At 69.0% G+C, this 13956-nt stretch carries 13 protein-coding genes; 10 read left to right on the forward strand and 3 right to left on the reverse strand.

Annotated features, from left to right (window positions below; genetic code table 11):
• Positions 1-124 precede the first annotated feature (124 nt).
• From P2L57_RS35380 to P2L57_RS35395, 4 genes are all read left to right on the forward strand, one after another.
• Entirely contained in the window at positions 125-940 is an 816-nt protein-coding gene (locus P2L57_RS35380) for a carbon-nitrogen family hydrolase (RefSeq protein ID WP_275821785.1), read from the forward strand.
• A gap of 199 nt (positions 941-1139) precedes the next feature.
• Positions 1140-2030, forward strand: a complete 891-nt coding sequence (locus P2L57_RS35385; protein WP_275821786.1) for an SGNH/GDSL hydrolase family protein — start codon at positions 1140-1142, stop codon at positions 2028-2030.
• A 61-nt stretch (positions 2031-2091) separates the two neighbouring features.
• Entirely contained in the window at positions 2092-2253 is a 162-nt protein-coding gene (locus P2L57_RS35390; RefSeq protein ID WP_275821817.1) for a thioredoxin domain-containing protein, read from the forward strand.
• 16 nt (positions 2254-2269) lie between these two features.
• Positions 2270-3808, forward strand: a complete 1539-nt coding sequence (locus P2L57_RS35395; protein WP_275821788.1) for a recombinase family protein — start codon at positions 2270-2272, stop codon at positions 3806-3808.
• A gap of 122 nt (positions 3809-3930) precedes the next feature.
• Here P2L57_RS35395 and P2L57_RS35400 read toward each other — a convergent pair whose 3' ends face one another.
• Positions 3931-5037 (reverse strand): helix-turn-helix domain-containing protein, encoded by a 1107-nt coding sequence (locus P2L57_RS35400; protein WP_275821790.1) that lies wholly within the window; start codon positions 5035-5037, stop codon positions 3931-3933.
• Between the two features lie 113 nt (positions 5038-5150).
• Here P2L57_RS35400 and P2L57_RS35405 point away from each other — a divergent pair, with 113 nt between their 5' ends.
• The 4 genes from P2L57_RS35405 (at position 5151) to P2L57_RS35420 (ending at position 9034) form a co-directional block, all read left to right on the forward strand.
• A complete protein-coding gene (locus P2L57_RS35405) occupies positions 5151-5414 on the forward strand; it encodes a hypothetical protein (protein WP_275821792.1) in 264 nt (87 codons plus the stop codon).
• Between the two features lie 586 nt (positions 5415-6000).
• On the forward strand, positions 6001-6462 hold the full coding sequence (locus tag P2L57_RS35410; RefSeq protein WP_275821794.1) for a glycine-rich domain-containing protein: 462 nt from the start codon (positions 6001-6003) through the stop codon (positions 6460-6462).
• Between the two features lie 370 nt (positions 6463-6832).
• The gene (locus P2L57_RS35415; RefSeq protein WP_275821796.1) at positions 6833-8680 is read left to right on the forward strand and encodes an NHL domain-containing thioredoxin family protein; all 1848 of its coding nucleotides are present in this window, start codon (positions 6833-6835) and stop codon (positions 8678-8680) included.
• Between the two features lie 45 nt (positions 8681-8725).
• Positions 8726-9034, forward strand: coding sequence for a hypothetical protein (locus P2L57_RS35420; RefSeq protein WP_275821797.1), 309 nt, complete (start codon positions 8726-8728; stop codon positions 9032-9034).
• On the opposite strand, the gene P2L57_RS35425 is transcribed toward P2L57_RS35420, so the two are convergent.
• Both P2L57_RS35425 and P2L57_RS35430 read right to left on the reverse strand, forming a co-directional pair.
• Positions 9031-10311, reverse strand: a complete 1281-nt coding sequence (locus tag P2L57_RS35425; protein WP_275821799.1) for a M18 family aminopeptidase — start codon at positions 10309-10311, stop codon at positions 9031-9033. The genes P2L57_RS35420 and P2L57_RS35425 overlap by 4 nt on opposite strands.
• A gap of 74 nt (positions 10312-10385) precedes the next feature.
• Complete coding sequence (locus P2L57_RS35430; protein ID WP_275821801.1) at positions 10386-12212, reverse strand: acyl-CoA dehydrogenase; 1827 nt, start codon at positions 12210-12212, stop codon at positions 10386-10388.
• Between the two features lie 145 nt (positions 12213-12357).
• Between P2L57_RS35430 and P2L57_RS35435 the strand changes: the two genes are divergently transcribed.
• Entirely contained in the window at positions 12358-12831 is a 474-nt protein-coding gene (locus P2L57_RS35435; protein WP_372516061.1) for an SseB family protein, read from the forward strand.
• A 140-nt stretch (positions 12832-12971) separates the two neighbouring features.
• Positions 12972-13943 carry a pirin family protein gene (locus P2L57_RS35440; protein WP_275821803.1) on the forward strand — a complete coding sequence of 324 codons (972 nt, stop codon included), beginning with the start codon at positions 12972-12974 and terminating at the stop codon, positions 13941-13943.
• Positions 13944-13956 lie beyond the last annotated feature (13 nt).

A 13956-nucleotide genomic window follows, 5' to 3' on the forward strand; every position in this document is an offset into this window, starting at 1 on the left:
TTCGCGGCGACGTGCTTAATGATGGCGTGCGCCCAAATTACGCTGTGCGCTGGCACCATGGCAGTGCTTTCGTGTGACGATGGTAGGCCCGCGTTGACGCGGCGAACTCTTGGGCGGTGGTACGGTGCGCGCTTCTCTCCTCCAGATCGATGTGCGGCCCGATGAGCAGGTCGCGGCCCGCCGCTCGCGGGTGGCCGCTCTCGTACGCGAGCAGGCAGGCGCTGACCTGGTTGTTCTACCCGAACTCTGGCCGGTCGGCGCATTCGCGTACCAGGACTTCGCGACGCACGCCGAGCCGCTGGACGGCCCGACCGCGCAGGCGATGGGCGAGGCGGCGCGCGCAGCGCGCGTCTGGCTGCACGCCGGGTCGATCGTCGAACGCACCGCGCCCGAGGGCTCCGACGCGGAAGACGGCCCGCTGTACAACACCTCGCTGCTGTTCGCGCCGGACGGCGAACTGCACCGCGTCTACCGCAAGATCCACCGTTTCGGCTTCGACCAGGGCGAGGCCACGATGATGGCCGCGGGCGACAAGATCGTCACCGCGCACCTTGCCGGCCCCGGGACCACCATCGGCCTCGCCACCTGCTACGACCTGCGGTTCCCCGAGCAGTTCCGGCTGCTGGTGGACGCGGGCGCCGAGTTGCTGGTCATCCCCGCCGGTTGGCCGGAGCGCCGCCGTGCCCACTGGTCGCTGCTGGCCCGCGCCCGCGCGGTGGAGTCCCAGGCGTACGTGCTCGCCTGCGGAACCGCGGGCACCCATGCGGGGGTCGAGCAGGCCGGGCACAGCGTCGTGGTCGACCCGTGGGGCGAGGTCCTCGCCGAGGCGGGCCCCGGCGAGGAGACCCTCACCGTCGAGTTCGACCCCGCACGGGTCGCCAAGACCCGCGCCGAGTTCCCCGCCCTGCGGGACCGCGTCCTGGGACTGCCCAGGCCGTAGCCCCCGCGGCGCAGCCCGGCCGTATTGAGCTGACCGCAACCCAACACGCACCGCCCCCCGGGACGGCGACGCACCGCCCCCGGGACGGCGATGCGCCCATCCGGGCACGGGAAGGGCCACTGAGGGCGCGCCTGATGGGCTCACCCATCAGGTGATCGCATTATTGCGCACAGTAGCGACCCCTCCACAGGGAGCCACCGTGTCCCGAGAGCCGTCCCGTACCGTGCCCCGCGCGCCCCGCGCGCGATCCCGTACTGCCGCGGTGCTCGCCGCGCTGGCGGCGGTCGCCACACTGTCCGGTGCCGTGCCCGCGCCGGGCAGCGGACACGGCGCGCCGGTCCGCTATGTGGCGCTCGGCGACTCGGGGGCCGCGGCGCCCGGCGTCCCCGAGCAGATCGACGCGCGGTGCGCCCGCTCCGATCACAACTACCCCTCCCTGGTGGCCGGGCGGCTGCGCCCGGCGGCCTTCACCGATGTGACCTGTAGCGGCGCCACCACCACCGACCTCGGCGACGCACGACACGGCCAGTTCCAGGCGCTGTCGAAGCGGACGACTCTGGTCACGCTCACGATCGGCGGCAATGACGTCGGCTTCGCCGGGATCGTCACCAAGTGCACGGCGCTCGGGCTGTTCCACCCCGGGGGCGCGTACTGCCAGGCCGCCTACACCCGCGGTGGGACCGACGAACTCGAGACCCGCATCGCCGGCGCCGAACCGAGGATCGCGGGCGCGCTGCACGCCATCCACCGGCTCGCGCCGCACGCACGGGTGCTGCTCGTCGGCTATCTGCGACTGGTCCCGCTCGACCACCGCGGCTGCCGCCCACGTGAGCTGTTCGGCGATGGCGACCTGGCGTATCTCGACGCCTTCGAGCGGAACCTGAACGAGATGTTCCGCCGTACCGCGAGGGCGAACGGCGCGGTCTTCGTCGACGACCACCCGGCCAGCGCCCACCACGACATCTGCCGCCCCAGCGGCGTCCGCTGGTCCGAGGGCCTCATCCCGACCAGCTCCGCTATCCCCTTCCACCCCAACGCACTGGGGGAACGCGCCATGGCGGAGCGGGTGTTGGCCGCCGCCGGACGGTGATGGCCGCGCCCCGGCCCAGGGCCGTGCCGGGTACGCATCCGGGGATGGCACCCTAGGTGGCATGAACGCTTCCTCGTCCGCCCCGCGCCGCGCCCGTGTCCGTGCTCCCGAGCTGGTGGGAAAGGGCGGCTGGCTCAACACCGGCGGGAAGCAGCTGTCGCTCGCGGACCTGCGGGGCTCCGTCGTCATCCTCGACTTCCGGAAGTTCACTACGATGCACTGAACTTCCGGAGGACGCCGTGCCCCATCACACGCTTGCCGACCTGTACCTACGCCTCTCGCTGGACAGGGACGGCAAGACCGCCATTGAGCGTCAGGAAGCCGACTGTCGGGCGTGGGCGGAACACAACGGGCTCACCGTGCGCAAGGTCCACATCGACCGTGGACGCTCCGGCTACAAGTCGGTGACCCGTAAGGGCTTTGACGCCGCGCTCACTGCCGTCACGGCTGGTGTCGTCGGCACGCTGTTGGTCTGGAAGCTTGACCGGCTGTCACGCAAGGGCATCGGCGAAGTGGGTGCCGCTCTCGACAGCATCTCTCGTGTTGGCGGGCGGCTCGTCTCGGTGGTTGACGGTCTGGACACGTCGAACGACAGCGCCCGCGTCACGATCGCTCTGCTCGCTGAGCTTGCCCGCTCGGAGTCCCGCAACATCGGTACCCGCGCCAGCAACGCCAAGCGCTACCTGCGTTCCAAGGGCCAGTGGATCGGCGGTCAGCCGCCTTACGGTCTTGCGATCGATCCCGGCACCAAACAACTGGTGCACGACGTCGAGACGGCTGTGTACGCCCGCCTGATAGCGGATGAGGCGCTGGCCGGTACCTCGCTGGTCAACATAGCCAGGCTGCTCAACAGCCACGAAATAGAGTCTCCGCGCGGTGGCCAGTGGAACGCGGCGAGCATCATGCAGCTTCTTCGGTCTCCCGCGTTCGCTGGGCTGATGCCTCAGACCGAGTACACCGAAGCAGCGGACGGCACCCGCAAGTACGGCAGTCGTGTTGTTCCGTATCGCGACCCTGAGACGTTGGAAACCGTCTCCATCGGGGAGGGGATCATCACTGTCGGGGAGCGGGAGCTGATCTCCAAGCAACTGGAGTCGCGAACCTACGCACACGCTGGCAAGCGGCGCCCCAAGCCAGAGGGTTCAGCTCTGCTGACGGGGCTGATCTTCTGCGGAGTTGCAGGGTGTGGACGCCGCATGCGCCGCGTAGGTGGCTCGTACCAGTGCATGGCGCGCCGAGCGGGCAACCAGTGCCCGGGTGCGTCGGCTCTTGCTGAGCTTGTGGACGAGCATGTGACCCAGGCGTTCCTGACACGCCTCCCGGCGCTTGAGCCGGATGACCCGCTGCTTGCCGCCATTGCGGAGAGGTGGGTGCACCGAGCGGACCCTGAGACGTTCGCCAAGCGGGATGCGATCAGCGCCGAGATCACCGAGGAAGAGGCGCGGCTAACCGACTTGGAAGACGCCCGTTATGTGCGCGGGGAGTTCACCGGACCGGAAGCTATCGAGCGGTACAACCGCCTTGCCGCACGCCTACGAGGGCGCATTGAGGGGCTGCGCGCCAACCTGGCGGAGCTGCCGACACCGGCTGTGGACATCACACATCTGCTGGACGGTGAACTGTTGCGGGAGGCTTGGGAGGACTCCGAGGTCCCTGGCCGACGGAATCGGCTGACCCTGGCGATGGACCGCGTGCAAGTCAGTAAGGGCAGACGGGGTGCGCGGTTCGTCGGCGAGGAACGCGTAACGATCCATTGGGCACGTCGCCGCAGCCAGTAAGCGACCGGCCCCGGTTGGGAGACGTTCCTGGCAGGGACCCGAGCCCCCCGCTCACGCATGCTGCTGCGAAATTCAGACCGGGGGGTACGGCTGGTCGTGCGGGTGGTTGTGTCGGGTGTTGCCTAGGAGTGCTCCACTTCAGCCATCAGCAGGCGGAGGGTCAAGGAGTGTTTTTCTGGCGGCAGGGCGTCAAGGGCGGACTGTGCGTACTTCCTGCCGCCCTCCCTGTCGCCAGACTTAGCGAGCATTAGCCCCCGGTGCATCTCAAGGTGTGTTGCGAACCTGGGGAGCGTTGTCGGAAGTTCTCGTCGTGCTGTCTCTTGTGCTTCGACGGCTGTGGTTTCGTCGCCGAGCCGCGCGGCGAGTAGCGAGACGAAGACATTCATTCGCCACCACGGAACCGTGTAGTCGGATGTCTGCTCATAGGAACCCGCCTTGTCGAAGACCCGGCGTCCTTTGTCCATGAGCTTTCGCGCCGTGTCGTGGTCGCCCCGGATCGCTGCGGCATGGGCCTTACCCATGATCGCGTTCAAGAGTCCTAGTGACGGCTTGTTACTGATAGCCATAGCCTGATCGGCGAGTACGTCAGCGACACCGAGGGAGGCTCCCTCGTAGCCCAGGGCGATTGCCGCCCTCCCTCGCACCCATACTCGGGCTTGCTGGTCGCCGGACTCGTCAGCTGCTTTCGCTGCCATGCGGTACCACGAAACGGCCTTGGCGCCATCGCTGCCGGGGAACGTCTTGGCATACAGAGTCATGAGCCGTGAGGCGACTGACCACAGCTGTGGGGTGTCTAGTTGCTGCTGTACGACGACAAGTTCGCCGGAGACACGGCGCTGGATGTCAGCTGCGCCCATGGACATGTAGTCGGTGCCATAGGCGGCTAGTTTGGCTTCCCAGTCGTCCGTGGACGGGCCACCGGCGAGCCGGGCGCTGAATCCCGCCGTAAGCAAGTCTGACGCGACTATTGGAGCTATAGCGGTCGCTGCAACATCACTGATGAACGTTCGGCGCTTCACTTCACCTTCAAGAACGGCTAGCGGGACGTCGAGAACGGCAGACAGGCACCGGAGGTAGAACGGCCCCGGCTTCACCTTGGATCGCTCCCAGCCACTCACATATTCCCGGCTAAGGGTGGTCCCAAAAGCTTTGTTGATCTCTGATGCGAGCCGCCCTTGGCTCCACCCGCGCGCTGTACGCAGGTCCTTGATCAGTTGCCCAATGGCCATGGCTCCAGCCTGCCACTACAGGTGCAACTTGTAGGTCAACTGAGCGAATTTACGGCGCACTTGCCACTAACCATGACACTAGGGGGTGGGCGCCTCACGCAGACGATCGGGGCATGACGGAGCATCCATTAACTGTCGTCCCTCGTAACGAGTTGCCCCGCCGCATGGGGATAGCTCGGCGAACGCGTCGGCTGCTCCCCGATGAGGTGGCCGAGGCGCAGCGTGAGCGCTGGGCACAGACGCCGGATCAAGTGTGGTTCCGGCCGTGGGTGCCGCTGCCTCCCGAAGTACCGCGCGGGCCGTACAAGCGGCCGACACGGGCGTTGGTGCTGGAGATCGAGGCTGGTCTCAGGAGCGTGCTCGGCGATGACCAGTAGCAGCTTGACAGCCCCGGCGATCCACGTTCCGGCTCTTGAGCCGGTGCCGGTGGACGGGTGCGACGTCTGCGGAGCGTTGTCCCGGCAGCGCGAGGCAGCCAGGGCTACCGGCAGCCCGATCACGGTCCGGCAGTGCAGCCAGGAACTTGCCAACCACCCGCACAGAAAGACGGAACGGGCATGACGGGGCACCCTTCGGATCCGTTCGTAGGCACCTCGTACGAGGGATCGCCCGAGGGGTGGTGGACGGAGTACGGGGGAGCGCTGGACGTGAAGTCCGGAGTGGTCCACTTACCCGGTCCGTACCACCCGCCCTGCCTGCGGCGCTGTGGCAGGTGCAGACCGCCCAGCAGCGAGCGGCAGCCTGCCGTGAGTTAGCCACCTGAACTCTCGTCTCCTGCCGGACGGAAACGGACGGGCTTCCCACTGTTCGAGATCTTGGCGGGGACGGGGTTGAACACCCGTCCGCTTCTTCCTCTGCGGTGCGGTACGGGTGCAGTACCCGCCCCGGTTGGCGACTGGGGAGTTTCCGCCGGGGCGGGTCAGCAAGCGCACGGGATCACCATCGTCAACGAAGGAGACCCAAGTGGACGACGCACGCCAGTTAGTCAGCGACGCCCAGTTTGCGGGCGTGCTGAAGACAGTGCTGGACAACAACCGGGACATGGCCGCTGACGTGGGCGCACGCATCGTGACGGAAGCGCTGAAGTTCGTGGTGGCCGGTGCGCAGTTCCCGGATGTACCGCTGGCGCCGAGCCGAGTAGTGGACGAGGGGTGGCACGCCCTGATCTTGCACACTCGCTTGTACGTGGACCTGTGCCAGCGCTTCGGGCCGTTCGTGCACCACTCCCCGGGCTACGACCCGACGAACTACGACCCCAAGATCCTCGAACGCACCTGCGCCGTCATCGGAGAGGCGGGCTACTCGCTGGACTCCGCTCTATGGGGCAGCCCCACGAAGCCCCTGGTGGCGGTGGCTGCACAGTGCCAGCACGCGCCGGAGTGCGCGATCCAGCCGATGCCCGAACCGCGCGATCCACGCGGCTGAGAAGCACTGCGCGCGTACGCTGGCCGGAGAGACGGGAGGCACCACATGGAGTGGATTGACCCCAGGTACGCGCCACTGGTTGAGGAATTCCGTCGCCAGGAGGCCGACGCGCCCCAGATGCGGTGTCGCCGTTGTGACGGGCGCGGAACGCTGTTTCTGCCCAACGCGTTTGGCGGTACCCGAGTGAAGTGCCCGCCGTGCGACGGTGAAGGGGTGATGTCGGTACCGTTCCGGGGCTTCATCATGGCCTAAGCCCCAACAGCCCCGTCCGTGTGCTGTCCCCCGTGGCGCTGGACGGGGCTTCCCTCGTGGCACTGCTCACAGCCAGGCCGAACCGGAAGCCTGCAAGCCGGATGGCACCCTTGACCCCATGACCGACGCCTCACCCGCCCCGCGCGCCCGTGCCCGTGTCCGTGCTCCCGAGCTGATCGGCAAGGGCGGCTGGCTGAACACCGGTGGGAAGCAACTCACCCTTGCCGACCTACGGGGTAAGTGTGTCGTCGTAGACTTCTGGACGTTCTGCTGCATCAACTGCCTGCACGTCCTGGACGAGCTGCGCGAACTGGAGGAGCGGCACCGCGACACGGTGGTGATCATCGGCGTGCACTCCCCGAAGTTCGTGCACGAGGCGGAGCACGCGGCGGTGGTCGACGCGGTGGAGCGGTACGGGGTGCACCACCCCGTGCTGGACGATCCCGAGCTGGCCACCTGGAAGCAGTTCGCGGTACGGGCCTGGCCGACCCTGGTGGTCATCGACCCCGAGGGCTATGTGGTCGCGCAGCACGCCGGTGAGGGGCATGCGCACGCCCTCGAGAAGCTGGTCGAGGAGCTGGAGACGGAGCACGCCGCCAAGGGCACGCTGCGGCGCGGTGACGGGCCGTACGTCGCACCGGAGCCGCAGCCGACCGATCTGCGGTTCCCGGGCAAGGCGCTGCTGCTGCCGAGCGGGAACTTCCTGGTCTCCGACTCGACCCGGCACGCGCTGGTCGAGCTGGCGGCCGACGGCGAGACCGTGGTCCGGCGGATCGGATCCGGCGAGCGGGGGTTTGCCGACGGTACGGCACAGGAGGCGCGGTTCAGCGAGCCGCAGGGGCTCGCGCTGCTGCCGGACGGTGAGACGGTCGTCGTCGCCGACACCGTCAACCACGCGCTGCGCCAGGTCCGTCTGGCGACCGGTGCGGTGACCACCCTCGCCGGTACCGGAAAGCAGTGGTGGCAGGGGTCGCCGACGAGCGGAGCTGCGCGCGAGGTGGACCTGTCGTCGCCATGGGACGTGGCGTGGTTCGACGACCGGGTGTGGATCGCTATGGCGGGCGTGCACCAGCTGTGGGCGTACGACCCGGCCGCCGGCACCGTGTCCGTCGCGGCCGGTACGACCAACGAGGGGCTGGTCGACGGCCCGGCCGACGAGGCGTGGTTCGCCCAGCCGTCCGGGCTGACGGCCGCGGGTGACCGGCTGTGGATCGCCGACTCCGAGACGTCCGCGCTGCGGTACGTGGGGAAGGAGGACGGCGGCTATGTGGTCAGGACCGCCGTCGGCACCGGCCTGTTCGACTTCGGGCACCGCGACGGCGCCGCCGAACAGGCCCTGCTCCAGCACCCGTTGGGCGTCACCGCGCTGCCGGACGGCTCGGTCGCCGTCAGCGACACCTACAACCACGCCCTGCGCCGCTACGACCCGGCGAGCGGTGAGGTCAGCACGCTCGCGACGGATCTGCGCGAGCCGTCGGACGCGGTCGTGGCGGACGGCGACGTGGTCGTCGTCGAGTCCGCACGGCACCGGCTGACCCGGCTGCGGCTGCCGGAGGAGGCGGTACGGGTGGCGGGGGCCGCGCACCGCACCCAGCGGCCCGCGACCGAAGTGGCGTCCGGACGGCTCCGGTTGGACGTGGTCTTCACCGCGCCCACCGGCCAGAAGCTCGACGAGCGCTACGGACCCTCGACCCGGCTTCTGGTCAGCTCCACCCCGCCGGAACTGATCGCCTCCGGCGACGGCAAGGGCACGGACCTGACCCGCGACCTCGTCCTGGACGCCTCGGTCGGCGAAGGCGTACTGCACGTCTCCGCGATGGCCGCCTCCTGCGACGACGACCCGGACAACGAGTACCCGGCCTGCCATGTCCACCAGCAGGACTGGGGGGTTCCGGTCAAGCTCACGGAGAACGGCGCGACCCGGTTGCCACTCGTACTGGCGGGAATGGACGAGGACGGTGCGTGATCATAGGATTCCTCTGCGTGTACGGTAATTGGGTAGGGTGACTCCGTGAGCGAGATCGAGGAGCTGCGCCGTCGGTTGGACGCGCTGGAGGCGGAGGTCGGCTTGCGCGAGCAGGCGGCGAACACCCACGCCCTAGTGGCCCTGAACGACCGCGACGTGGCCGAGCCACGCGCGCACCGGCAGGTGCTGGGCGCCCTGCGCGAGACCCGGCTCGAACAGGGCCAGCAGATCCAGGCGCTCGACGCCAAGGCAGGTGCCCTGGACACCGAGATGCGCCGGGGCTTCGCGACCGTCCTCACCGCCGTCCAGGCGATCGCCGACCGGCTCGACGACCGCCCAGGCGGCAGGGCCTAGACCTCCAGGAACGCCTTCAGGGTGGAGGCCAGGAGGAACGGGTCCTCGGCGCCGCACAGTTCGCGGGCCGAGTGCATCGACAGGATCGCCACACCGATGTCAACGGTGCTGATGCCGTGCCGGGCCGCGGTGATCGGGCCGATGGTCGTGCCGCACGGCATCGCGTTGTTGGAGACGAACGACTGCCACGGCACTCCCGCGCGCTCGCACGCTGTGACGAAGATGCCGCGTCCGGTGCCGTCGGTGGCGTACCGCTGGTTGACGTTGACCTTGAGGATCGGGCCGCCGTTGGGCACCGGGAGGTGGCCGGGGTCGTGCCGCTCCGGGTAGTTGGGGTGCACGGCGTGGCCGGTGTCGGAGGACAGACAGACGGTTCCGGCGAAGGCGCGCGCCTTGTCCTCGTAGGAGCCGCCGCGGGCGAAGACCGAGCGCTCCAACACGGCGCCGAGCAGCGGGCCTTGGGCGCCGGTGTCGGCCTGGCTGCCGTTCTCCTCGTGGTCGAAGGCGGCGATCACCGGGATGTACGGCAGGGGTTCGCCCGCCACCGCGGCCAGCGCCGCCGTCGCGGCGTGCACTGACAACAGGTTGTCCAGCCGCGGCGCGGCCAGCAGCTCGCGGTCCCGGCCGAGGTAGGCGGGCGGCTGGACGTCGTGCGTCATCAGGTCCCAGCCGACGACCTCGGCGGCGTCCACGCCCGCCTCCCGCGCCAGGAAACCGATCAGCGCGCCCTCGTCGGCCCGGCCCAGGCCCCATATGGGCTGCATGTGCTTCTGCCGGTCCAGCGTCATGCCCTCGTTGACCTGCCGGTCCAGGTGGATGGCGAGCTGCGGCACCCGCAGCAGCGGCCGGTCCACGTTCACCAGCCGGGTCGTGCCGTCCCGCAGCGCGAGGCGGCCCGCGAGGCCGAGGTCGCGGTCCAGCCAGGAGTTGAGCAGCGGGCCGCCGTAGATCTCCACGGCGATCTGCCGCCAGCCGTACGCCCCGCTGTCCGGGCGCGGCTTGACCCGCAGGTTGGGCGAGTCGGTGTGCGCGCCGACGATCCGGTACGGCGTCTGCGGACCGGCGCCCTCGGGCACGTACCAGGCGACGATCGCGCCGCCGCGCAGCACGTACTTGCCGCCGGATGACCCGTCCCACGCGTCCGTTTCCTCGACCTGCCGGAACCCGGCCTTCTCCAGCCGCTCCGCCGCGCTGGCCACCGCGTGGTACGGGGACGGGCTCGCGGAGATGAACGCGATCAGGTCGTCGGTGTGGGCGCGGTCGAAGTAAGGGGTCATGGGGACCAGCATAGAAGCGGGCGGCGGCCCTCCCCCGTGCCGGGAGCGGGCCGCCGCATTACTTACCGGGCTGCTCAGAAGGCCTCTTCCGGCAGCTCCATCAGCTCGTTGGTGACGGACTCGGCGAGCGAGCGCTGCACGCCGACGCCCGGCAGCACGTTCTCCGCGAAGAACTTCGCGGCCGCGATCTTGCCGAGGTAGAAGGCCTTGTCCTTCTCGTTCGCGGTGGCCAGCTTCTCGGCCGCGACGGCGGCGCCCCGCAGCAGCAGGTAGCCGACGACCACGTCGCCGGAGGCGAGCAGCAGGCGGGTGGTGTTCAGGCCGACCTTGTAGATCGACTTCACGTCCTGCTCGGTGCCCGCCAGGTCGGTCAGCATCTGGCCGACGATGGCCTCCAGGTCGACGGCGGCCTTGGCGAGGCTGCCGCGGGCGGCGGCCAGCTCCTCGCCACCGGTCTCGGCGCCCAGGAACGACTTGATCTCCTCGGACACGGTGGTGAGCGCCTGGCCCTGGTCGCGGACGATCTTCCGGAAGAAGAAGTCCTGGCCCTGGATCGCGGTGGTGCCCTCGTACAGGGTGTCGATCTTGGCGTCCCGGATGTACTGCTCGATCGGGTACTCCTGCAGGTAGCCGGAGCCGCCCAGGGTCTGCAGGGACTGCGCCAGCTGCTCGTAGGACTTCTCCGAGCCGTAGCCCTTGACGATCGGCAGCAGCAGGTCGTTGAGGCGGTGTGCGGCGGAGGCGTCCTCGCCCGCGGCCTCCTTGACCAGGATCTCGTCCTGGACGGTCGCGGTGTACAGGACGAGCGCGCGCATGCCCTCCGCGTACGCCTTCTGCGTCATCAGCGAGCGGCGCACGTCGGGGTGGTTGGTGATGCTGACGCGCGGCGCGGACTTGTCCATGAACTGGGCCAGGTCGGCACCCTGGACGCGCTCCTTGGCGTACTCCAGCGCGTTGAGGTAGCCGGTGGACAGGGTGGCGATGGCCTTCGTGCCGACCATCATCCGCGCGAACTCGATGATCTTGAACATCTGGCGGATGCCGTCGTGCTTCTCACCGAGCAGCCAGCCCTTGGCCGGGTGGTTGGCGCCGAAGGTCATCTCGCAGGTGTTGGAGGCCTTCAGGCCCATCTTGTGCTCGACGTTGGTGGCGTAGACGCCGTTGCGCTCGCCGAGCTCGCCGGTCTCCCAGTCGAAGTCGTACTTCGGCACGATGAACAGCGACAGGCCCTTGGTGCCCGGGCCGTGGCCCTCGGGGCGGGCCAGCACGAAGTGGATGATGTTCTCCGACATGTCGTGCTCACCGGAGGTGATGAAGCGCTTCACGCCCTCGATGTGCCAGGAGCCGTCCTCCTGCTGCACGGCCTTGGTACGGCCCGCGCCCACGTCCGAACCGGCGTCCGGCTCGGTGAGCACCATGGTGGAGCCCCACAGCCTGTCGGTCATCCGCTGCGCGATCTTGTGCTGCTCCTCGGTGCCCTCCTCGTAGAGCACACCGGCGAAGGCCGGGCCGGACGCGTACATCCACACGGCCGGGTTCGAGCCCAGGATCGTCTCGGCGAAGCCCCACAGCAGGGAGCGCGGCGCGGTGGTGCCGCCGATGGCCTCCGGGATGCCCAGGCGCCACCACTCGGCGTCCATGTAGGCGGAGAAGCTCTTCTTGAAGCTGTCCGGGACCGGCGCGGTGTTGGTCTCCGGGTCGAAGACCGGCGGGTTCCGGTCGGCGTCCGCGTAGGAGGCGGCGAGCTCGTTCTCCGACAGGCGGGCGATCTCGGCGAGGATGTCCTTGGCGGTGTCCACATCCATGTCGGCAAACGGACCGGTGCCGTAGGCCGTGTCCCGGCCGAGCACCTCGAACAGGTTGAACTCGATGTCGCGAAGGTTCGACTTGTAGTGGCCCATGACGAAGGCTCCGTCTGCTCGGGAGGGGCGCCCAGGGTTGGGCATGCCTCGCACATCTACTGATTAGTAGTTCACGATGATGCTACCCGTCGGTAATAAGAAGCAAGCCCCAACCGCCGAAGTGTGACTCGCTACTCTTGGGCGGGTGTACGGCTACGACCAGACCGCCGCCCAGGGCGCCGCGGGATCCACACCGCCCGCCGGGATGCCGGGGGGCCCCGCGGGGTACGGCTCCCAGTCGCCGCTCTACCCGGAGCCGTCCCCGCCTTCGCTCGCCGACGCGGTGCGTGCCTTCACCACCGGTTCGATGGCGGCGGAGGACTTCCAGAGCGTCTTCGCGACCTCCAGGGTGTACTGCCCGCGCGGTGACAATCCCGGTTTCCTGGCGCTGCACAACACCCAGCAGCCGGTGATCCCGATGTTCAGCTCGCTCAAGGAGCTGCGCCGGTACGCGGGCAAGGACTCCAAGTACTTCGTGATCACCGGTGCCGAGGTGCTCGATCTGCTGCCGACCGGCTACGGGTTCGTCCTGGACATGGAGGGCGACCACCGGATGGTCTTCGACGCCAAGGCCGTTGAGCAGATGGTCGACTTCGCGATGCGCCGTATGTACGGCTGACGCGCCGGTCCGGCAACCTCCGCCGGCTCGCCTCCCCGGGGCGGCTTCACCTCGCCGCTCGCCGTTGCGGGACAGGTCACGCCTTGCGAGTTGTTCACCGTTCAACTAAGTTGGAGCGGTAAACGACCGAGGAGGCCGTCATGCCTGCCGTGACCGTAGAGAACCCGCTGACCCTGGCGCGCGTCGCGGCGCCCGCCGGGGCCGTGAGCCGACCGGTGCTCGCCGTGTCCACCGCCCCCAGCGGTTTCGAGGGCGAGGGTTTCCCCGTCCGCCGCGCTTTCGCGGGCATCGACCACCGGCACCTCGACCCGTTCATCATGATGGACCAGATGGGTGAGGTGGAGTACGCCCCGGGCGAGGCCAAGGGCACTCCGTGGCACCCGCACCGCGGCTTCGAGACGGTGACCTATCTGATCGACGGCACCTTCGTGCACCAGGACTCCAACGGTGGCGGCGGTGTCATCAACGGCGGCGACACCCAGTGGATGACCGCGGGCAGCGGTCTGCTGCACATCGAGGCCCCGCCGGAGGAACTCGTCGTCAGCGGCGGCCTGTTCCACGGCCTCCAGCTGTGGGTCAACCTGCCGCGCGAGCACAAGATGATGCCGCCGAGGTACCAGGACATCGACGGCGGCCGGGTCACGCTGCTGACCTCCGCGGACGGCGGCGCACTGCTGCGGCTGATCGCCGGCGGCATCGCGGGTCACCGCGGTCCGGGCATCACCCACACCCCGATCACGATGCTGCACGTGTCGCTGAACCCGGGCGCGCAGCTCACCCTCCCCTGGCGGTCGGACTTCAACGCGCTGGCCTACGGCCTGGCGGGACGCGGTCTGGCGGGCGCGGAGGAACGGCCGTTCCGCACCGGCCAGACGGTGGTCTTCGGGCAGGTCGGCAGCGCCTCCGGCGACGCGCTGACCCTGCGGGCCGACGCCAGCCAGGAGTCGCGCAGCCCCAACCTAGAGGTGGTACTGCTCGGCGGCCTGCCGATCCGCGAGCCGATGTTCCACTACGGCCCGTTCGTGATGAACAGTCACGCGGAACTGGCCCAGGCCTTCGAGGACTTCCAGGCCGGACGGCTGGGCAGGATCCCGGCCACGCCCCGGACGTGAGCTGCTCCCGCCC

This window comes from Streptantibioticus ferralitis (genome assembly GCF_029223525.1).
GTDB classification, from domain to species: Bacteria; Actinomycetota; Actinomycetes; order Streptomycetales; family Streptomycetaceae; genus Streptantibioticus_A; species Streptantibioticus_A ferralitis.

What these genes read in the sequence shown, in the direction of transcription:
- P2L57_RS35390 (WP_275821817.1), top strand. Translation starts at nt 2,092, where the DNA reads ATGAACGCTTCCTCGTCCGCCCCGCGCCGCGCCCGTGTCCGTGCTCCC.
- P2L57_RS35400 (WP_275821790.1), bottom strand. Translation starts at nt 5,037, where the DNA reads ATGGCCATTGGGCAACTGATCAAGGACCTGCGTACAGCGCGCGGGTGG.
- P2L57_RS35405 (WP_275821792.1), top strand. Translation starts at nt 5,151, where the DNA reads ATGACGGAGCATCCATTAACTGTCGTCCCTCGTAACGAGTTGCCCCGC.
- P2L57_RS35415 (WP_275821796.1), top strand. Translation starts at nt 6,833, where the DNA reads ATGACCGACGCCTCACCCGCCCCGCGCGCCCGTGCCCGTGTCCGTGCT.
- P2L57_RS35425 (WP_275821799.1), bottom strand. Translation starts at nt 10,311, where the DNA reads ATGACCCCTTACTTCGACCGCGCCCACACCGACGACCTGATCGCGTTC.
- P2L57_RS35430 (WP_275821801.1), bottom strand. Translation starts at nt 12,212, where the DNA reads ATGGGCCACTACAAGTCGAACCTTCGCGACATCGAGTTCAACCTGTTC.
- P2L57_RS35440 (WP_275821803.1), top strand. Translation starts at nt 12,972, where the DNA reads ATGCCTGCCGTGACCGTAGAGAACCCGCTGACCCTGGCGCGCGTCGCG.